Origin of the sequence: Dactylosporangium sp. NPDC050688 (assembly GCF_040654515.1) — a bacterium.
GTDB lineage: Bacteria > Actinomycetota > Actinomycetes > Mycobacteriales > Micromonosporaceae > Dactylosporangium.
This window is the reverse complement of the sequence record NZ_JBFAIC010000062.1, coordinates 37969-57992: the sequence shown is the minus strand read 5'-3', so window position 1 is coordinate 57992 and position 20024 is coordinate 37969. Positions and strand designations below refer to the sequence as shown.

The window sequence follows — 20024 nt, the reverse complement described above, 5'->3', positions numbered from 1 at the left end:
CGGCTGGCTCGGCTCGGCTGGCTCGGCTCGGCTGGCTCGGCACGGCTCGCTTGGCACGGCTCGCTTGGCACGGCTGGCTTGACGCGGCACGGCTCTGCCGGCTCGGCCCGGTGGATCGCCGGGGTGCCCCCTGCGACGATCCACCGGGCGGTGCGGTCAGCCCCGGCGGGCCCGGACGGCGGCGGCCAGGTCGGCCAGCAGCGTCTCGGTGGTGTCCCACGACATGCAGGCATCGGTGACGCTCTTGCCGTAGGTCAGTTCGCCGCCGAGGTCCTGGCGGCCTTCCACGATGAAGCTCTCCAGCATGACGCCGGCGATGCCGTCCTGCCCGGCGGCGACCTGCGCGGCGATCTCCCGGGTCACCGCCGCCTGGCGGACGTGGTCCTTGCCGCTGTTGCCGTGGCTGGCGTCGACCACCAGCCGCTGCGGCAGGCCCGCCTTCTCCAGCCGGGCGAGGGCGTCGCCGACCCCCTCCGGGCCGTAGTTCGGACCCGAACGGGCACCGCGCAGGATGACGTGGCAGTCGGGGTTGCCGGTGGTCTCCACGACCGCGGCCCGGCCGTCCTCGTCGACGCCGAAGAACACGTGCCGGCTGGCGGCGGTGGTGCAGCCGTCGATGGCGACCTGCACGTCGCCGTCGGTGGCGTTCTTGAACCCGACCGGCATCGACAGGCCCGACGCGAGCTGCCGGTGCACCTGGCTCTCCGGGGTCCGCGCGCCGATCGCGCCCCACGACACGGCGTCGGCGATGTACTGCGGGCTGGTCGGCTCCAGGAACTCGCACCCGACCGGCAGCCCCAGCCCGAGCACGTCCAGCAGCAGCCGGCGGGCCAGCCGCAGCCCAGTCGGCACGTCGAACGTCTCGTCGAGCCCGGGGTCGTTGATGAGCCCCTTCCAGCCGACCGTGGTGCGCGGCTTCTCGAAGTACACCCGCATCACGACGCACAGGTCGGCCTCGTGCTCGGCGGCCGAGGCCGCGAGCCGGCGCGCGTAGTCGACGGCGGCGACCGGGTCGTGCACCGAGCACGGCCCGACCACCACGAGCAGCCGGTCGTCGGCGCCGGTCACGATCGCGTGGACCTCGTCCCGCGATCGTCGCACGACCTCGGCGCGGACGTCGTCCATCGGTAACTCCGACTGCAGCTCACGCGGCGTGACGAGCGGCCGGTACCCGGTGACGCGCAGGTTGTTGGTGTTCATCGCCGTCTCTTCCTTCAGGTTGAGGCGGGCCCGGTGGTCCAGCCCGCCGTGTGACACGACAAAGGGCAGAGACGTTGGTCTCTGCCCTTGCTGGCTCCGGGTGAATTCAGGTCAGCGCAAATGACCGCCGGCTCCACCCGGAGCCACGGTAAAACGCCGATAACCCTGCATCACGCGGCCATCGTACGCCATCCGCGCGGCTTGTCCACGTGACGGTTGCCTCACAGTGCGCGAAGCTCGACCAGCGTCACGTCCGGCGCGGCGCCGACCCGCACCGGCGGCCCCCAGAACCCGGCACCGTTCGTCACGTACACCGGCATCCCGCCCACCTCGCCCAGGCCCGTGATCACAGGCTGGGACATCCGGGTCACGTAGTGGAACGGCCACAGCTGCCCGCCGTGCGTGTGCCCGGACAGCTGCAGGTCCACGCCCCGCTTCGCAGCCTCGTGCGCCTGCACCGGCTGGTGCGCCAGCAGCACCACCGGCCGCCCCGTGTCCCGCCCGGCGAGCGCCAGGTCGTAGTCGGGCGGGTCGCCGACGGTGCCGCCGGTCGCGTCGTTCACCCCGGCCAGGTCCAGCCCGTCGATCTCCACCCGGGCGTTGCGCAGCACCCGCAGCCCGAGCGTGCCGATGTGCCCGATCCAGTCCTCGTGCCCGGAGAAGTACTCGTGGTTGCCCGTCACGAAGTACGCCCCTCGCCGGCTGCGCAGGCCCCGCAACGGCTCCGCCGCCGCGGCCAGGTCCCCGACCGTGCCGTCGACGAGGTCCCCGACCATCGCCACGATGTCGGCGTCGAGCGCGTTGACGGCGGCCACGACCCGCTCGGTGTGCGCCCGCCCGCGCAGCGCCCCGAGGTGTACGTCCGACACGAGCGCGATCCTGGTGCCGTCCATGCCGCGGGGCAGCTTCGCCAGCGGAATCCGGACGCGCCGCGTGCTGGGCGGCCCGAGCGCACTGACCATGCCGGCGGTCGTGACGCCGGTCGCGGCGAGCCCGGCCACGATGGCGGCGCCGCGCGCGACCAGCAGCCGCCGCTGCCGGTCGACCCCGTCGCCGTCGGCTGCCGCGATCTGCGGGGCAGGTGCACGCCGCCGCACCCGGCCCGCCAACCACCTCGGCAGTTCCAGTGCGACCAGCGCCAGGACGAGGTACGCGACGACGGCCAGCCACACGTACCCGGGCCAGCCGACGATCCGCTCGAGGACCGGCTCGTACCGGCGCGGCAACGCCCGGTTGCCGATCGCCGTCACCACCGCGAGCAACCCGAGCGCCCCCGCCACCCACACCCCGGCGCGCCGCACCCGCCGGCTCGTGCTGGTGTCCCGGACCAGCCGCAGCCAGGCGTACCAGTGCAACACCCCGACGCCGAGCACCACCAGCACCGCGAACAGCATCGGCCGATCATGTCAACCCTCGGCAAGGCCGGTTCACGGGTACGAGCCCCCGCTGCGGCTGGTCGGCGTGGCCGTTCCGCGGCGGCGGGTCCATCGGACAGGCCACCGTGGCGTGGACCCAGCCAGCAGCTATCGCGCCGGCAGGTCAGCGTTGATCCGGCGGGCGACGGCCGGGTCGAGCGGGAACGGCCGCTCCGCCGGCAGCAGCCGCTGCGCCTCGGCGGTCCGTCCCGTCTGCACGAGTGCCGCGATCTTCCGCACGGTCGGCGTGAGGTCGGTCAGTGCGACGACCCAGTCGGCGGCGTACTGGCGGATCAGCTCCCGGCCGATGCCCACCTGGATGCTGTAGTGGTTGAGCGCGGCGCCGCGCAGGGAGCGCTCAGGGTCCCACTGCACGTGGACCCGCGCCTGGGCGAGCGCCGGGTCGCTGGTCAGCACCGCCTCCGACAACGCCCGGTCCCAGCCGTCGCGGGTGATCCGCACCGCCAGGATCCGCTCCTGCCCGGCCTTGCGGCCCCAGTTGCTGCGGTGCATGAGCCACAGCAGCGACGGCTTGATCCACGTCATCCTGGTGAACGAGAACGGCGCCACGAACGTCCCGGCCGCGAGCGCCGCACCGGCCACCGCCGGCGAGTACGCCTGGTACACCACGATCGTGGCCGCGTCGTAGCTCGCCCGGACCTCGCGCATGGCGGTCATCGCCCACCTCCCACCGTGGACGATCGCGCCCGCCGCAGCACCCCGGCAATCCGATTCCCGCCGCCTCGGCCGCGCCTCGAGGCCGCGTCGACCGCGCTGCGCCGCGCGGACCCGTGTCGTGCCGTGCGTCGACCGTGCCGCGCCGCGAGGCCCCGCGCCGCGACCGTGCCCTGCCGCGCCGCGACCGTGCCCTGCCGCGCCGCGACCGTGCCCTGCCGCGCCTCGACCGTGCCCTGCCGTGCCTCGACCGTGCCATGCCGTGCTGTGCATCGACCGTGCCGTGCCGCGCGGCCCCGCAGTGCCTCAGCCGGTCGGCACGAGCTCCTTGGGAGCCGCGCCGCGACCGTGCCCTGCCGCGCCGCGACCGTGCCCTGCCGTGCCGCGACCGTGCCCTGCCGTGCCGCGACCGTGCCATGCCGTGCTGTGTCTCGACCGTGCCGCACGGCCCCGCGCCGCGCTGCGACCGTGCCGCGCCGCGCAGCCCCGCGCCTCGGCCGCCAGCCGCTGGCAGGTCCGACGGGCCCGGTCGCGGGCAGGCAGCCCTGCCCGTGGGGGCTGGTCAGCAGCAGGAGCTCAGGTCGCGGAGCAGTTCGGACGCTGTGGCCGGGTCCAGCACCGAGAACGGCACGGTGTGCTGGCGGGACCACTGGTCGCCGCCCGCCGGGCAGATCCAGACATCCTGCAGCGACTGCTCCGGATACTGGGCCGGGACGCCCATCGCGATGCCCGGGTCGAGCTCGACGATCAGCACCGCCCCGCCGGGCAGGTCACGCTCGACCCGGATCTGGTGACCGCCGTCCTGCCCGGACCGCTGCCAGCCGCGTCGCTCCAGGGCAAGGAGCTTCACCGTCAACGCCTTCCGCCCGTCGAACCGCGCCAGCCGCGTCGCGCCGAGCTCCTGCGGCGTCAGCGCGTGCACGTCGCGGGCGAGCTGCCGGAACGGTTGCAGGATTTCGTAGTCGGCGAACACCTCCGTCCACGCCGGCACGTCGAGGTGCACAGGATGCGCCACCGACACGACCGCGTCGTCGGCCAGGGCGACCGGCAGGTCGTCGACCCCGGCAAGCGTCCGGTCCTCCGCCAGCCGGACCGCAACACCGGCCCCGCGACCGCCCCCGCCGCCGTCAAAGCCGCCGTTGCCCGCGTCGCTGCGACCGTCGAAGCCGCCGCCGTCGAAGCCGCCGCTGGCCGAGCCGCTGCCGGCGCCGTCGAAGCCGATGCCAAGGTCGCTGCCGATGCCCGGGGCGTCGGTGGGCGTGGTCGGGGGCGTGACGAGCCACACCACGCGGCGGGCGATCGGCCACAGCAGCGGGTGTTGCAGGAACACCCGGCGGAACTCGGCGCCCGTCCATCGGCGGCGGGTCACCATGGCCCGCTCCAGTCGCTGCACCTGCTCGGTCGAGACCTTCCGCACGACCTTCTTCATAGTGGTGAAGCGTTGCTGCGCGGCAGGCGCGAGGCGCGGGTCGTCGCTCGCCGCAGGGGCGGGCAGGTCCTTGCGGCGGGCGCCGGTGTCGTCCAGGACATACGCCTTGAGCTGCTCGTCGAAGCCGACCGTGAACCGGCGCGGGCCGTAGTCGAGGGTGAGGGTCGCGTCCGGGGCCAGGTCCAGGTGCGGGACGAGCCGGTCGGCGAGCTGGTCGGCGGTCAGCTCCAGGGTTTCGGCGACCTCGCGCAGTTTCAGCTCGGCCCGGCTCCTGACCGCCTTCGCCTTCATCTTCGCGGCGATGTTCTGCAACTGGATCAGGGCTGCGTCGGTGCCGAGCTGGGCGAGCACGTCGAGGCCGGCGGCGGCCCGCTTGTGGGCTCCCTCATACGGCCACAGCCGCACAGCGGCGGCCAGCTTGCCGGCGGTCTCGTCGTCGCCGAGCACGGCCTGCGCGTCGAGGGCCCAGCTGCCGGCCGGTGGGGCGTCGGCGCTCTCCCACCGCTGCAGCAGCGCCCATGCGAACCCGGCCAGGTCGGACGGCTCGCAGGCGGCCCGCACGTGGGCGATCCCGGCATAGGGGTCGCCCAGCTTCGACAGCATCAGCATCGTGACCAGGTGCCGGACGGCGTCGGCCGGCAGGACGCCGGCCGAGTCGCGCAGCCGGACCGGCGGCAGGATGATCGGGTCGGCCCAGATGGGTGCCGCCGGGATGCGGGGCGGCAGCACGTCGAGCGGGTCGGTGTCGAGCAGGTCGCGGATCGCGGTGCCGGCGGCCGGCCCGTAGCCGTCGGCGGCGGCGAGGACCGTGTCGTGGTGGCCGGCGGCGGCGAGCGCGAGCAGGGCCTGCCCGGCGTGCCGGCGGCCGGTCCCCGGCTTGGCCAGCGCGGCAGGGACGAGCGCCCGCGCCGCGGCCGCGGGATGCCGGCGCAGCCAGTCCAGCGCGATCGTCCGGGCCGCCTTCAGCCGCCCGTGCCAGTCGGCCGCCAGCAGCGCCACCTCCGGCGCGGTGAACAGCAGCAGGTGCGGCCCGCCGTCCAGCGGGCTGCGTCGGGCGATGCGCAGCACGAGCGGCAGCGCCTCAAGCCCGAACCGGGCGACGATCCTGGGCAGCCAGTAGGACGCGCCGGACAGGCGGTCCGGATTCCACACCGGCAGCAGCGGCCGCACGATCTCCTCGGGGCCGTCCTCGAAGAGGTCGGCGGCGACCCAGTCGCTGATCGTGCCGTCGCGCACCTGCCTGGCCAGCTCCTGCGGGTCGTGCCTGGGCGACAGGGTGGCGTGCCGGGCGAGCAGCCGCTCCCGCTCGCCCGCCGGCCAGACGACGGCCGGCTCGTCGGCGCACCGCAGGTCAGCGAGCACGACGGGCTTCACCGCCGCGCGCCGCACCGTCCAGGGCGGCGTCACCAACACTGTCGGCAACAGCCCAGCCGGAACCCCAGCCGGGGAAGCCGTGCCGCCGCAACCGTCCGCTGTGTAACCAGCTGGTGCCAGCTCGGGATGCCGGGCCACGTGCCGCCGCAGCAGCTCGGCGACCCTCGGCCGGTCGGCGGACGCGGCCAGCAGCCGCACGGCCAGCTCCGGGAACCGCTCGGCCGCGGTCTCGACCGCCGCCTGCGCACCCCTGACGTCGAGGCCGCGCAGCAGCTCCTGGAACGCCCGGTCGGTCGGGATCGCCGCGAGCGTGGCCAGCATCGACCGCTGGTGCGCGGCCGAGCCGAAGCCCCGCTCCCGCCAGCGGTTGTAGACGTCGAGGAGGCCGTCGCCGAGGCCCTCCGCGATGGTGTGCATCATGGTCGGGCTGCTCAGCGACCACCAGCCGCCGTAGTCCTCGACCCACGGCCGGATGAGCGCCACCTGCGCCGCGGTGTGCGCCGCCGCCATGAGCAGCTCCGCGTCCTGACGGTCCGTGCGCTGCCGGGCGAGCTCGGCGGCGTCGGCGTCGACCCAGGCGGTCTGCGTCGGGTCGAGGAACGACGTCACGATCCGCCGCTGCAGCGTGCCGGCACGATGCGCGGTCAGCGCCTCGACGACGGCGGCGTGGACATTGTCGGGGGCGGTCGCGATCGCCGCGCGGACCCTGCCCAGCACGGGATCGGGGTGGACGGCCCAGCCGCGGTCCGCGGACGCGCCGCTCGCCCGCTGGATCGACGAGTGCCCCTCGCAGTGCCGCTCGCCGCACTCGCCGTCGGGGACGGGCTCGGGGCCGCGCCGGACGGGGCAGCTGCGGCGGGTCACCATCAGGTCGCTGGCCTCGACCGCCGCGGCCGCGGCGAACGGCAGGCCGAAGCGGGTGATCCAGCCGTCGGCGACGGCCTGACGCTCGAAGGGCGGCGCCTCGCCGGCGCGCAGCAGGATCGTGCCGACCGCCGCGGCTCCCAGCGGGGTCGGCGCCCCGTCGAGCGCAGCCAGCCCTGCGGCGGCGATGCCGGCGTCGGTGCCCGGGTCGGACAGCACCGTGCGGGTCCCCGGCCAGTCGGGCACCTCGCCGGTCACCGGGACCCACGGGACCCGGACGCCGCCGCGTCGAGGATGAATGCTGCGCCGCCACGAGTCGGGCACGGCCATCGCCACTGCTGTCACGGCCGACACACTAACCAGACCCACCGACATTTTCGGCCGCCTCGATGTCCAGGGCGACATCCAAGAGGCCAGCCGCCTCGATGTCCAGGGCGACATCCAAGAGGCCAGCCGCCTCGATGTCCAGGGCGACATCCAAGAGGTCAGCCGGCGCGGTCAGGCGAAGACCGGCGGCTGGCCGGTCGCCTCCAGTACCGACATCCACAGGTCGCCGTCCGGGTCGACAAGGTTGCGGGAGCTGATCGCCAGCGCGATCGGCACGTGCACGAAGCGCCCCCGCCACCGCCCGACGACCATCTCGGTGCGCCCGGCCATGGCGGCGTGCACCGCGGCGTGCGCGAGGCGGATGCAGTACACGCTGTCGTAGGGGTTCGCCGGCACGCTGCGGATCGTGTAGCTCGGGTCGATGTACTTGAGGTTCGCCTCGACCCCGGCGGCGGCGAAGTCGTCGGCGATGCGGTGGCGCAGGTAGCGGCCGAAGTCCTGCAGCCGCACGTTGCCGGAGGCGTCCAGCGTCGTCGCCGAGTCCAGCAGGTACTCCTGCCCGGCGCCCTCCGCCACGACGATCATCGCGTGCCCGCGCTCGACCACGCGGGCCCGCAGGTGCGCCAGGAAGCCGCCGGGGCCGTCGAGGGAGAACGGCACCTCCGGGATGAGCACGTAGTCGGCGTCGTTGTTGGCCAGGGCCGCGTAGCATGCGATGAACCCGGAGTGCCGGCCCATCAGCTGCACCAGGCCGATCCCGTTCGGAAACGCGGTGGCCTCCACGTGCGCGGCCCTGATCGCCTCCGTCGCCTTGGCGAAGGCGGTCTGGAAGCCGAAGGAGCGCTCGATGTACGGGATGTCGTTGTCGATCGTCTTGGGCACCCCCACGACGGCGATGCGCCGCCCCCGCTCCGCGACGACCTCGGCGATCTTCAGCGCGCCGCGCATGGAGCCGTCGCCGCCGATGACGAACAGGACGTTGACCGACAGCTGCTCCAGGCAGTCGACGATCTCGTTCGGGTCCTGGTTGCCGCGCGACGTGCCGAGGATGGTGCCGCCGTACTCGTTGATGCCGGCGACCGCCTCGGCGTCCAGGTCGACGACCTCCCGGCCGTAGCGGGCGGTCATGCCCTGGTACCCGTTGCGGAAGCCGAAGATGCGCCGCACACCGTAGTGGTTGGTCAGCTCCAGGACCAGGGCGCGGATGACGTCGTTGAGCCCCGGGCACAGCCCGCCGCAGGTGACGATCCCGACCCGGGTCTTCGACGGGTCGAAGAAGATCTTGCGGCGAGGGCCGCCGGGCTCGAAGCCGGGCAGCTCGTCGACGGGCACGCCGCGGGCCGCGACGAGCGAGACGGTGTCGTCCAGCAGGACCCGGTCGGACTCGTCGACGTAGTGCTGGGTGGTGTGCCCGGTGCGCAGCAGCGCGGCCAGTGGCGAGTCGATGCGGCTCTCGCCGAGCGTCTTGACCTCGAGCTGGGCCCGTTCGTCGACCATGGCTCCATGCTGCTGGACCCTCGTTTCGTACCGGTGAAATCGGTTGAGCGGGCAGTCGCCGCGGTGGATGGTGGAGCGATGCGAGTCACCTTCCACCGGTTGCCGGACCATCAATGGGCCGACGTGCTGATCGAGCGCGACGACGGCGTGGTCTACCGGATGCACGCCGGTCCGGTGACCGCCCACGCCCCGCACGACCTGGTCCACTTCACCGTCGAGGACGCCCTCGGCATGTCCGACGGCATCTGGGGCGCGATCGCCGGCGGCGTCGTGTTCCGCAGCATGACGCACGTGTCGGGGCGCCGGCCGCCGCACGCCGCCGAGCGGTCCGCGGAGCTGATCCGCGCCAACCGCGACCGGCTGCAGCGCGCCGAGCTCATCGGCGGGTTCGTCGAGCGGGCCGCCGCCGTGCCGGACGCGGACCTGGACCGGCTCGCGGCGCAGCAGGGCGCCGACCCGTTGAGCGGCACCGGCAAGGTCGCGGTCCGGCGGGCCGTCGCGGCGCTGCGGGCCGCGCAGGAGACGTGGGCGGCCCTGCCGGTGGGGGCGCAGCTGACGCTGACCTGGCCGCGGCACCGCCGGATGGTCCCGCTGGAGCGCAAGGTGCAGCGCCGCGGCCCGACGCTGCGGCGGGCGTCCTAGGTGTACGTGCCGGTGTAGCCGACGCCGCGGCACAGCCACAGCAGTGCCAAGGCGAGCAGGAACGAGATCGCCAGCGTCCACGCCGCCCGGCGGGCCACGCGGGTCTGCAGGTCCTCCGGGCCCGCGGTCTTGACCGGCCGCGGGTCGGCGGCGGGCCGGCTGCCGTCCAGCGGGTCGACCCAGCGGGCGGCCTCGGTGGCGAAGCGGTCGCCATACGCGGCGTGGTCGGCGGGGATGCGCCCGGCGAGGCGGACCGGCAGGGCGTCGAAGTCGCCGCCGTCGCCGACGACGATCACCGAGCCCGGCACCTGCCGGCGGTCGAGGGCCTCCAGGAAGAGGACGGTGTGCCCGGTCGCGTCGGCGTCGGTGCCGGTGACCACGACGACGGGCGCGCGCACGGCGGTGGCCAGGTCGGCCACCGTCCAGCCGGCGCCGGACGGGGTGACGACCCAGGCGTCGACCAGCACGACGACCCGGTGGTGGCGGGCGCACAGGTCGGTGACGACCGCGGCGACGGCGTCCAGGCCGGTCCCGGCGGGCAGCTCCACGACCTCGGCCGCGTGCGTGTGGAGCAGCTCGGGCACGGCGCCGAACACGACCGCCGCCGCGGGGCCGTCGGCGGTCGCGGCGAGCGCGGCGGCCGCCACCACCCAGTCGACCGTCGACGAGGTCGGGGTGACGACCCAGGGGCCGCGGACAGGCAGAGACATCGAAAAGGATTCTAGGACCGGGGCGGCGCGGTCGAGCCCCGCACCACCAGGTGTGTGGCCAGCTCGACGTGCAGCGCGTCGAGCTGGTGCCGCTCCAGCAGCCGCACCAGCAGCGACACCGCCATGCGGCCCATCTCCGGCAGCGGCTGGCGCACCGTGGTCAGGTCGGTGGCCTCGGCGAGGTCGATGTCGTCGAAGCCGGTGACCGACAGGTCGTGCGGAACCCGCAGGCCGCGCTCCGCCGCCGCCTGCATCGCGCCGACGGCGGCCTTGTCGTTGAACGCGACCAGCGCCGTCGGCGGCTGCGGCAGGTCCAGCAGCGCGCCGGCCGCGCGGCGGCCCTGCCCGGTGGTGGGCTCGATGGCCCGCAGCAGCTCGCCGTCGGGCAGCACGCCCACGTCGGCGAGGGCGGCGTTGTGCCCGGCCAGCCGGGCGTCGCTGGCCAGCCACTCCGTCGGGCCGCCGATGACGCCGATGCGCCGGTGGCCGAGGCCGACCAGGTGCGCGGTGACCTTGCGGGCGCCGGCGAAGTGCGCCGCCGACACCGACACGATGTCCGGCGGCAGGGTGGTGCGCGGGTCGACGACCACGAACGGGATCCGGCGGCGCTGCAGCTCCACCAGGTCCGAGCCGGGTTCCGGCGGCAGGATCACGATGACTCCGCCGATGCCGTCGTGGCGGTCCAGGTCGCGTAGCAGCGGGGTGCGCTGGGCGGCCTCGCCGGCGGTGAGCACCAGCTGGCGGCCGTGCAGTTCGACGGTCTCCGCGATCGACGACACGATCAGCCCGAAGTAGTCGGTGAGCACGTACGGGCAGCGCAGGTACACCCGGTCGCCAGCCGGGCGGGTGCCGCCGTCGGGCCGCTCCGCGCCGAGCCGCTCCGCCGCATGGCGCACCAGGTCGCGGGTGTGTGGGGCGACCGTGTCGTGGTCGTTGAGCGCGCGGGACACCGTGGCGATCGACATGCCGGTCGCCGCCGCGATCTCCCTGACCGTCACCTTGCGCATCCGTTCCGGTCCCCGTTCCGAAGTTTCTGTGAAGACTCTTGACAGTTCGACGATCCTGGCTGTTCCATGGTTCCCGGCGATGTTACACGGCTCGTTTCATTTGTTACATCCGCTCATCGTGGTCGCGCGCGGCGGCCTGGATGGAAAACCGAGGGACCGGGTCCCGTGACGGCGCCGGTGGGGTGGTCGTCCGGGAGCCGGACGGGTGGGGCGGCCGGTCGGGGCCGGCCGTCCCGCCAGCGGGGGTACGTTGACGCTCGTGCTGTTCATGGTGATCGAGCGGTTCAAGGACGGGCAGCCGCGCCCGGTGTACGAGCGCGCCGCCACCGGCCGCCTGATGCCCGACGGCCTGCGCTACGTCGACAGTTGGGTCGAGGCGAACTTCGCCCGGTGCTTCCAGCTCATGGAGTGCGACGACCTCACGCTGCTGATGACGTGGATCGCCAACTGGTCCGACCTGGTCGACTTCGAGGTCGTGCCGGTCGTCACCAGCGCCCGGGCGGCCGCCGCGCTGCCGCCGGCGGGCCGGTAGGGCTCGCATTGCGACAATGCACGGCATGTCCGATGTGTCTTCGTGACCTCGGTGCCGAGGGCTTGCGGTAGCGTACGGAAGGTCATCCGCGTGTCGTCGTGATCACCTCCGGTGAGGATGCGTACATTGTCGCGCAGACCCGTGTCCGTCCCGCTCGCAGTCGCCGTGGCCGGGGTGTTCGGGGCCGTCGCCCTGGCCGGCTCGGGACTGCTCAGCCCGTGGTGGTCGCAGTTCGTCGACGACCTGGCGCAGTTCGGCGCCGGGCTCGCCGCCACCCTCACGTGCTGGATCACCGCCCGCCGGCACACCGGCGCCCAGCGCCGCTGGCGGCTGTGGATGGGCACCGGCGCCTGCGGCTGGATGATCGGCCAGTTCATCTGGTCCTGGTATCAGCTCTTCCGCGACGACGCGCTGCCCTCGCCGTCCCTCGCCGACGCCGGCTACCTGACCCTGCCGGTCTTCGCGCTGCCGGCCCTCATCGCCCTGGCCGGTGACCGCCCGCCCGCCGAGGGCGGCCCGCGCAGGCTCGCCGCGCAGCTCGTCATGGTCCTCGACGGCCTCATCGTCGTCGGCGCGCTGTTCGTGCTGACCTGGGCCACCTCGCTTGGTGCCGTCGTACGGGCCGGCGCCGGGACCCCGTTCGCCTACACCGTCGCGATCGCCTACCCGGTCACCGACGTGCTGCTCACCGTCATCGTCATCCTGCTGCTGGCCCGCTCCGCCGCGGTCAACCGCCGCCAGTTGTCGATCCTTGGCATCGGGCTGTTCTGCCTGTCGTTCTCCGACAGCGTCTTCGCCTACCTCGTCGCCGCCGGCGCCGAGCGCATGCCGCCGCTGGCCGACGCCGGGTTCATCGCCGGGCAGGCCCTCGTCGCCGTCGCCGCCGCGACCCCGACCCGCGAGCCGCCGCCCGAGTCGCCGAGGCCGCACCACCGGTGGGGGCACCTGCTGCTGCCGTACGTGCCGGTCGCCGGCACCGGCGTGCTCTTCATGATCCAGCTGGCCCAGGGCCGCACGATGGACACCTTCGAGATCGTCGCGGAGACGGCCGTCATCTCGCTGCTGATCATCCGGCAGGCGGTCACCCTGGTCGAGAACGCGGTGCTGCTCGACCGCCTCTCCGAGAGCCAGGCCAGGCTCAGCCACCAGGCGTTCCACGACGGCCTCACCGGGCTGTCCAACCGGGTGCTGTTCCAGGACCGGCTCGGCCACGCGCTCGCCCTGCACCACCGTGACGAACGCCCCCTCGCCGTGCTCTTCCTTGACCTCGACGACTTCAAGGCGGTCAACGACCGCTACGGCCACCACGCCGGCGACCTGCTGCTGCGCCTGGTCGCCGACCGCCTGCGCGGCGCGGTCCGCGACGGCGACACCATTGCCCGCGTCGGCGGCGACGAGTTCGCGGTGCTCCTGGAGGGCGGCGGCGACCCCGGCGTCCCCGCCGAGCGGATCATGACCGCGCTGCGCGAGCCGTTCGACCTCGACGGTGCCACCGTCACCGTCGCGGCCTCCATCGGCCTGGTCGAGGCCGGCACGCACGGCCCGGTGCACACCGCCGACATGCTCCTGCGGCGCGCCGACGCCGCCATGTACGCCGGCAAACGCCAGGGCAAGGGCACCCTCGTGCGGTACCGGGTGGACCTCCCCGACGGCACCGGCAGCTCCGATCTCGCCGAAATGCTCGCCGACACCCTGCGCGACGGGCGCGGCCTGGACGTGCACTACCAGCCGATCGTGCGGCTCAACGACGGCACCGTCGTCGCCGTCGAGGCCCTCGCCCGCTGGACCCACCCGAGCCTCGGCCCGGTCTCGGCCGACATGTTCATCGCCACCGCCGAGGAGATCGGCCTGATCCGCCTCGTCGACGACTTCGTGCTCGACCGGGCCTGCCGCGACGCCGCCGCGTTCCGCGGCCCGTGGGCGAGCATCGCCGTGCACGTCAACACCTCCGCGGCCCGGCTCGGCCGGTCCGAGCACGAGGAGACCGTCCGCGCCGCGGTCCTGCGCCACGGCCTGCCCCCGCACCGGCTGCTGCTCGAGCTCACCGAGACCGCGCAGCTGCCGGACCTGTCCGCCGCCGCCGGCGCGGTCCAGCGCCTCGGCCGCTTCGGCGTCCGCTTCGCCCTCGACGACTTCGGCACCGGCTACAACGCCCTCGCCCAGCTGCACGCCATGCCGGTCGACGAGGTGAAGCTCGACCGCAGCTTCACCCTCGCCGACGGCGGGCGCAGCGAGGCCATCTGCCGCTCCATCGTCTCGATCTGCGCCGGCATGGGTGTGACGGTCGTCGCCGAAGGTATCGAAACCGATCGGCAGGCGGCCACCATGGCCGCGCTGGGCTGCAGATACGGCCAGGGCCACCGCTTCGGGCTCGCCGGCCCGCTGCACGAGGTCGCGCCCCCCGGCGCTCTGGACCCCGAAAACAGTCTGGTGTGACGTAAGGTCCTCTACGTGTTGGGCCTGATCGTCGCCGCGCTGCGGGCCCGGCGTGCCGCCGCGGTCGTCATGTTCGCCCTCGCCGCACTGACCATGGGCGCGGCCGTCGCCGCCGGCACCGTCGCCGGCCGTGCCGAGCGGGCCGCCGCCACCGCCAGGGTCGCCGCGGCCACCCCGGCCGAGCGCACCCTGAGCGTCCGCGGCGCGGTCGCCCTCGGCACCCGGCCCGACGACATCGTCGGCAGGTTCCGCTCCATGATCACCGGCGTGGTGGCGGACCGCACGGTGCTCGGGGTCCGCTACTCCGGGATGCTGCGCGCCGGGTCGCTGCGCCTGGCGGCCGAGCTGCGCGCCGTCGACGGCTTCTGCGGCAACGCCACCATGCTGCAGGGCCACTGCCCCGAGGACGACGGCGAGATCGTCCTCGGCCCCGACGTCGCCCGCCAGCTCGGCCTCACCGTCGGCGACGAGCTGCTGCAGGACGGCGGCTCCGGCACCACCCAGGTCCCGCTCACTCTGGTCGGGCTGTTCGAGCCCGCCGAGCCGCTCGGCTGGTTCTGGTCCGGGCTCGACGGCGTCGCCGCGTACACCACCCGCGGCACCGTCGCCAAGCCCGGCGGCACCGCCGTGGCCACCTACGACGCGTTGCTGCCCGAGGAGGCGTTCGACGACCCGGCGGCGCTCGACGCGACGATCGCCCGGCTGCGCGGCGGCTCCCTCGAGGTGGTCTCCGGCGCCCCGGCCCTGGCCGCCACCGTCGCCGCCGACCGGCACGGGGTGCGCCGCGGCCTGCTCCTCGTCGAGCTGCAGGTGCTGCTGTGCGGCGGCCTCGCGATCGCCGTCGCGGCCGCCTACGCCGCGCAGGAGCGCCGCGCCGACGCCGCCCGCATGGCGATCCGGGGGCTGCCGCCGTGGCGGATCCTCACCGGCACCGCCGGGCAGAGCCTGTTGCCGCTGCTCGCCGGCGGCGCCTGGGCCGTCGCGGTGCGCCCCGCGCTGTGGCCGGCCCTCGCCGCCGGGGTGCTGATTGTCGTCGCCGCCGAGTGGCCGGCGACCCGGGCCGGCGTGCCGGCGCTGCTGCGGGTCGTGCAGCCCCGCCGGCCGCTGGTCGCCGCGACGCTCGAGGTGTGCGTCCTCGCCCTCGGCGCCGCGGCGGTGTTCCAGCTGGCCGCGGAGCCGGCCGCCAACGTGCGCCGGGACACCGGGTTCGGCCTCGGGCAGGCGGCGCCCCTGCTCATCGCGTTGGCGGCAGGTGTACTGGCCACCCGCGCGCTGCTGTCCGCCGCAGGGCTCGCCGGCCGGACCGCGCTCGCCGGCGGGCGGGTCGGCGGCGCCCTTGCGGGGCTGACCCTGGGGCGGCGGCGCACCGCGTACCGGATCGTGCCCGTGCTGGCCGCCGCCACCTGCGTGCTCGCCGTCGCGGCGCAGGACTGGGCCGGCGCCGCGGGCGCCCGCACCCAGCGCGCCGCCGTGGAGGTCGGCGCCGAGCGGGTCCTGCGGATCGCGCCGGTGGACCGGGAGCGGCTCCTCACCGCGGTCCGCGCCGCCGACCCGGGCGGCCGCGACGCGATGGCCGTCGCCATCGGGGGCGGCAGCAGGATCCCGGTCATCGCGGTCGACGGCACCCGGCTGCGCGCGGTCACCGGCACCGACCTGCCGTCGCTGCGCGCCGAGGCGCCCGCGCCGCTGACCGTCACCGGCAGCACGCTGAGCCTGCGGTCGGTCTCGGCGGGCTCCACGGTGACGCTGCTGCTGGCCGGCGCCGCCGAGCGGGTCACCGCCGTCTTCAGACCTCCGGGCGCCGCCCCGGCCGGCCCCGAGCCCGGCGCCGCCGGGGAGCCCAAGGAGTCCACGGTGGACGTCGCGGTGCCGCAGTGCGCCGGCGGCTGCCGGCTCGTCGCGGTCGAGGTGAACCGCGGGCCTGTCGACCTGCTCGAGCTGCGCGCCGACGGGAAGGTCGCCGTCGACGGTGCCACGTTCGGCGACCCGGCCCGCTGGCGGACCACGCTCGGCCGGGCGGTCAGCACCGTCCTGGCCGGCCACCGCGACGGCCGCCTGCGCCTGCAGGACGCCGACCCGCCCAGCGAACGCCCCCGCGACAACCGCCTCTACGTCGTGGACACCCCCGTCCCGCTGCCCGCCGTCGTCGCCGGCAACCCCGTCCTCACCGAGGACAACGACCTGCCCCGGGTGCGGCTCTTCGGCGCCGACCTGCCCGTGACCCCGCACGCCGTCGCCTCCGTGCCGCGCGGCGGCGCCAGCGGCGTGCTCGTCGACCTCGAGTACGCCGCCCACATCGCCGGCCCCTCCGGCGGGCCCGCCGCGGGCGCCGCCGAACGCCTCGAGGTGTGGCTGGGCCCGTCCGCCCCCGCCGACCTGCCCGACCGGCTGCGGGCCGCCGGGCTCACCGTCGTCGGCGACGACAGCGCGGCCGCCGCGGCCACCCGCGCCGGGCGGCTCGCGCCGGCCGTGACCCTGCTCGCCGGGCTCGCCGGCGGCGTGATCGCGCTGCTGCTGGGCGCGATCACCGCCGCCGTCGTCGCCGCCGTCGACCGCCGGCAGCGCGGCGCCGAGCTCGCCGCGCTGCGGCGCCAGGGCCTGCCCGCGGCCACCGCCCGCACCGTGGGCCGGTGGACCTCGGCGGCGCCCGTGCTGGTCGCCGTGCCGGTCGGGCTCGCCGCGGCGGTACTGCTGCGGCTGCTGGCCCCGGCACCGGTACGCCCGTTCGCCGACCGCTGGCCCGTGCCGGTGGCACCGGTGCAGTGGCTCGCCGTCCTCGCCGCCGCCGTCGTGGTCCTCGCCGTGCTGCTGCCGCCCGCCCTGTGGTCCCGCAGCCCCGCCGGCGGCCCGGCCCGTACCAACTCCAACAGCAACGGCGCCCGCGCAGCCTCCCGGACCGGCGGCGCCCGCTCCGGCGGCGCGGCAGCCGGTGATCCAGGCGGCGACCCCGCCGCAGCGGGCCGCGCCGGCGACCCGGACGCAACGGGCGCAGGGAGGTCGCGGTGATCGGGCTCGTCCTGGCGATGCTGTGGTCGCGGCGCGGCCGGGCCGCGACCGTCATGCTGCTCACCGCCCTGGCCACCGCCGGCGCCCTCGCCGCCCCGGTGTACCTCGCCCGCGCCGACGACCGGATCGTGCGCACCGAGGTCGACGCCGCCGCACCGGCCGAACGCACCGTGCTCATCACCGGCGAGGTCCAGTCCTCCGGCGGCGGGGGCATGGCCAAGACGTTCGAGAGCCTCGCCGGCGGCTGGCTCGACACCCCCGGGTACGCCACCGTCTTCTCCGCCCAGTTCACCGTCCAGCCCGCCGAGCTGGAGCAGGCGACCGCCGCCCAGCTCGGCACCGTCGTGTACCGCGAGGGCATCTGCGGGCACGTCCGGATCGTCGCCGGCCGGTGCCTGATGGGCACCGGCGACACCGTCCTGACCGAACGCACCGCCGGGCGTCTCGGCCTGCGCCCCGGCGACACGGTGCCCCTCGCCGGCTCCCGGTACGACTCCGCCAGCGGCCGGTACCTCCCGGCGGGCGCACCGACGTCGCTCACCGTCGTCGGTATCGTCGTGCCCCGCGACGGCGCCGAGCCCTACTGGGGCCGCGCCGGCGGCGCCCGCGACGCGTTCCAGGTCGACCGGCGCACCCTGGACACGTTCGCCCGGCCCAGCGAGCTGCAGTCCTTCGACGCGTACCCGCTGCCCGGCGCCATCACCGTCGAGACCCTCCCGGCACTGCGGGAGTGGGTCACCGCGGCGCAGCAGCGCAGCAGCGACGGTGCGCGGCTCAACACCGACCTCGACGTCATGCTCGACCGCATCGCCGCCCGCCGCGCGGAGGTGCGCGAGACCGTGCCGTTCGCGGTCGCGCCGGTGCTGCTGCTCGCCTGGGCCGTCATCACGCTCGCCGTGTCCACCGTCATCCGGGCCCGCCGCTTCGAGCACGGGGTCATCGCGCTGCGCGGCGTCGCGCGGCCCGGCCGGTGGTGGCTGGCCACGGGGGAGACGCTGCTGTCCGTGCTCACCGGCGCGCTGCTCGGGTTCACCGCCGCCGGCGGCTGGCAGACGCGCGACGCGTGGCCGTACGCGGCGGTCGCGGTCCTCGGCGCCTTCGCCGTCGCGGTCACCGTCGCGCTGCGCACCGTCTCCGCGCCCGTGTCGGCGCTGCTGCGGCAGGTCGACCGGCACACCGCCCGCTGGCGCGGGTTCGCCCTGGAGGGCCTGCTCGTGGTGGCCGCGGTCGTCACCGTCCTGCAGGTCCGCGGCCGCCCCGGTGGCGTCGCGCTGCTCGCGCCGGCCCTCGTCATGCTCGCCGTGGCCGTCGTCGCGGGCCGGGCCGGGCCCGTCCTCAGCGGCCTGGTCGCCGGCCGGGCGCTGCGCCGCCGCGCCCTCGGCCCGGTCCGGCTCGCCGGGGTCCTCGCCGGGTTCCGGCTGGCCCGCCGGCCGGTCGGCGCCCGGCTGCTGGTGCTGCTGACCCTCGCCGTCGGGTCGCTCGCGTTCGCCGCCGCGGCCACCGCCGCCGTCGACCAGCGCCAGCAGCAGCAGGCCGAGCTCGACACCGGCGCGCCGGTCGTGCTCACCGTCGACGCGACCAGCCGCGTCCAGCTGCTGCGGGCCGTGCGTGCCGCCGACCCCGACGGCCGCTCGGCGATGGCCGTCGTGCCGATCCGCCCCGCCAGGGACGGCGCCACCGCGGCCGTCGCCGTCGACGCCTCCCGCCTCGCCGCCGTCGCGCTCTGGCCCACCGGCGCCGGCGCCGCCGCCGACGTGGCCGCGCGCCTGCACCCGCCGTCGCCCGGGACGCCGGTCATCCTCACCGGCGCCGCGCTGACCCTCGACGTCACCGCCGGCCCGATCGACCGGCCCGACATCGTCCTGGCCGCCACGTTCGCCCCGCTGGACGGTCGGCCGACCACCATCGTCGAGCTGGGCACGCTCGTATCGGGGCGGCGGTCGTACACCGCGCCGACCCCGATGTGCACGGGCGGCTGCCGGCTGATCGAGATCGCCGTGCGGTTGCCGTCGTACGTCGGACCGACCGTCGTCGTCACCCTGCACTCGCCGCCGACGACTGACTGGCGCGTCGCCACCGGCGCGAGCGCGACACCCGGCGCCGGCGGGATCACGTTCAGCCTGCCGATGACGACGCAGCCGGACGCCGGCGTCCTGCGCCCCGCCGGCGGTCTCGACCAGCTTCCCGTCGTGACCACGACGGCGGCGCCGGACGGCGTGTTCAAGACGTTCGGCGGCAGGCCCGTGCCCGCGGCGCTGTCCACGGCGACCCGCCTGCCCCGGGTCGGCACCGCCGGCGCGCTGGTCGACCTCGAGTACGCCGACCTCCTCGCCGCCGACGACGGCCGCGCCGACGAGGCCGAGGTCTGGCTGTCGGCGACCGCGCCACCCACCGTCGTCGACGCGCTGCGGGCCCAGGGCCTCACCGTCACCGGCCGCCGCGCCGTCGCCGACACCCGCGCCGCGATCGCCGCCGGCGGCACCGCGCTCGGCCTGCGCTTCTACCTCTTCGCCGGCGTGCTGTCAGTGACCCTCGGCGCGGCGGGCCTGGCCGTCGCGGCCATCGGCACGACGACCACCGACCTGCGCGCCCTGCGGGTGCAGGGCCTGCGCCGTGCTTCCGGGACCCTGGTGGAGCCGCTGGTGGTGGTGGCACTGGTGGCCGCCGCGGGGCTGGCCGGGGTGGTGGCGGCCGGGGTGGCGTGGGCCGCGGTCGGCGGGACGCTGCCCGGGCTGGCGGGGGTGGGGGTGCCGCCGCTGGGGATGCCGGCGGCGACGGTCGCGGGGACGCTGGTGCTGCTGGCCGTCGCGGGTCTCACGGCCCAGGCAACGGCCGCGCGCCGCTGACCGCGTGCCGGCCACGCTGGGAACAGCGCGACACCCCGGCGCCGCCGGCCGCAGGCCGCATGCC

The 20024-nt window shown here is 75.6% G+C and carries 13 protein-coding genes; 5 read left to right on the top strand and 8 right to left on the bottom strand.

The features are described 5' to 3' along the window. Positions 1 to 156 precede the first annotated feature (156 nt). The 6 genes from AB0H83_RS40050 to AB0H83_RS40025 form a co-directional block, all read right to left on the bottom strand. Positions 157 to 1200 carry a 3-deoxy-7-phosphoheptulonate synthase gene (locus tag AB0H83_RS40050; RefSeq protein ID WP_360104980.1) on the bottom strand — a complete coding sequence of 348 codons (1044 nt, stop codon included), beginning with the start codon at positions 1198 to 1200 and terminating at the stop codon, positions 157 to 159. 221 nt (positions 1201 to 1421) lie between these two features. Beyond that, positions 1422 to 2594, bottom strand: a complete 1173-nt coding sequence (locus AB0H83_RS40045) for a metallophosphoesterase (RefSeq protein ID WP_360104977.1) — start codon at positions 2592 to 2594, stop codon at positions 1422 to 1424. Between the two features lie 129 nt (positions 2595 to 2723). Further along, positions 2724 to 3293, bottom strand: a complete 570-nt coding sequence (locus AB0H83_RS40040; RefSeq protein WP_360104974.1) for a DUF4291 domain-containing protein — start codon at positions 3291 to 3293, stop codon at positions 2724 to 2726. A 559-nt stretch (positions 3294 to 3852) separates the two neighbouring features. Further along, positions 3853 to 7302 carry a DUF4132 domain-containing protein gene (locus tag AB0H83_RS40035; RefSeq protein WP_360104971.1) on the bottom strand — a complete coding sequence of 1150 codons (3450 nt, stop codon included), beginning with the start codon at positions 7300 to 7302 and terminating at the stop codon, positions 3853 to 3855. A 10-nt stretch (positions 7303 to 7312) separates the two neighbouring features. Next, a complete protein-coding gene (locus tag AB0H83_RS40030) occupies positions 7313 to 7438 on the bottom strand; it encodes a hypothetical protein (protein WP_360104968.1) in 126 nt (41 codons plus the stop codon). A 17-nt stretch (positions 7439 to 7455) separates the two neighbouring features. Next, positions 7456 to 8781, bottom strand: a complete 1326-nt coding sequence (locus tag AB0H83_RS40025) for an ATP-dependent 6-phosphofructokinase (RefSeq protein ID WP_360104965.1) — start codon at positions 8779 to 8781, stop codon at positions 7456 to 7458. Positions 8782 to 8859: 78 nt separating this feature from the next. Here AB0H83_RS40025 and AB0H83_RS40020 point away from each other — a divergent pair, with 78 nt between their 5' ends. After that, on the top strand, positions 8860 to 9423 hold the full coding sequence (locus tag AB0H83_RS40020; RefSeq protein WP_360104962.1) for a hypothetical protein: 564 nt from the start codon (positions 8860 to 8862) through the stop codon (positions 9421 to 9423). Here AB0H83_RS40020 and AB0H83_RS40015 read toward each other — a convergent pair. Together AB0H83_RS40015 and AB0H83_RS40010 are read right to left on the bottom strand one after the other, a co-directional pair. Next, positions 9420 to 10133 (bottom strand): hypothetical protein, encoded by a 714-nt coding sequence (locus AB0H83_RS40015; RefSeq protein ID WP_360104960.1) that lies wholly within the window; start codon positions 10131 to 10133, stop codon positions 9420 to 9422. The genes AB0H83_RS40020 and AB0H83_RS40015 overlap by 4 nt on opposite strands. A gap of 11 nt (positions 10134 to 10144) precedes the next feature. Beyond that, complete coding sequence (locus AB0H83_RS40010) at positions 10145 to 11140, bottom strand: LacI family DNA-binding transcriptional regulator (RefSeq protein ID WP_360104957.1); 996 nt, start codon at positions 11138 to 11140, stop codon at positions 10145 to 10147. Positions 11141 to 11408: 268 nt separating this feature from the next. Here AB0H83_RS40010 and AB0H83_RS40005 point away from each other — a divergent pair, with 268 nt between their 5' ends. The 4 genes from AB0H83_RS40005 to AB0H83_RS39990 all read left to right on the top strand — a co-directional run bounded on the left by AB0H83_RS40005 (position 11409) and on the right by AB0H83_RS39990 (position 19960). Continuing rightward, on the top strand, positions 11409 to 11672 hold the full coding sequence (locus AB0H83_RS40005; protein WP_360105012.1) for a DUF3303 family protein: 264 nt from the start codon (positions 11409 to 11411) through the stop codon (positions 11670 to 11672). Positions 11673 to 11813: 141 nt separating this feature from the next. After that, on the top strand, positions 11814 to 14108 hold the full coding sequence (locus AB0H83_RS40000; protein WP_360104954.1) for an EAL domain-containing protein: 2295 nt from the start codon (positions 11814 to 11816) through the stop codon (positions 14106 to 14108). Positions 14109 to 14123: 15 nt separating this feature from the next. Beyond that, positions 14124 to 17114: a hypothetical protein gene (locus tag AB0H83_RS39995; protein WP_360104951.1), complete on the top strand. Its 2991-nt coding sequence runs from the start codon at positions 14124 to 14126 to the stop codon at positions 17112 to 17114. Beyond that, a complete protein-coding gene (locus AB0H83_RS39990) occupies positions 17111 to 19960 on the top strand; it encodes a hypothetical protein (RefSeq protein WP_360104949.1) in 2850 nt (949 codons plus the stop codon). Before AB0H83_RS39995 ends, AB0H83_RS39990 begins: the two co-directional genes overlap by 4 nt. The last annotated feature ends 64 nt before the right edge of the window (positions 19961 to 20024 follow it).